This is a genomic window from Mesorhizobium sp. M7A.F.Ca.US.006.04.2.1 (assembly GCF_004022915.1).
Lineage (GTDB): Bacteria > Pseudomonadota > Alphaproteobacteria > Rhizobiales > Rhizobiaceae > Mesorhizobium > Mesorhizobium ciceri.
Genome location: NZ_RZQA01001668.1, coordinates 1 through 422, shown reverse-complemented (window position 1 = coordinate 422; position 422 = coordinate 1). Strand labels below are relative to the sequence as shown.

General features: G+C 60.9%; 1 protein-coding gene. It reads left to right on the top strand.

Annotated features, from left to right (window positions below):
* Nucleotides 1-105 precede the first annotated feature (105 nt).
* On the top strand, nt 106-422 hold a 317-nt coding region (locus EN925_RS39315), incomplete at its 3' end, for an ATP phosphoribosyltransferase regulatory subunit (RefSeq protein ID WP_206633253.1).

The following is a 422-nucleotide window of genomic DNA, read 5'->3' as shown; positions in this document are numbered from 1 at the left end:
GGTCTGACCCTTGCCGCATCCGACCTCTTCGGTTAGGACACCCGCGTTGCGAAAATCGCAACATTGCCGACCTGCAAGCATCATAAAACGCCGAGCAAACACCCCATGGCCGATAAATCGGAAAAGACGAAAGCGCGACTGCCGCGCGGCTTTGCCGACCGCAGCGCCGAGGACATCCGCGCCGTCGAGAAGATGATGGCGACGATCCGCTCGGTCTATGAGCTTTACGGTTTCGAACCGGCCGACCAGCCGCTGATCGAATACACCGATGCGCTGGGAAAATTCCTCCCCGACCAGGACCGGCCGAACGAAGGCGTGTTCTCCTTCCAGGATGACGACGACCAGTGGCTGTCGCTGCGCTACGACCTGACCGCGCCGACGGCGCGTTATGTCGCCGAGAATTACGAGCGGCTGCCAAAACC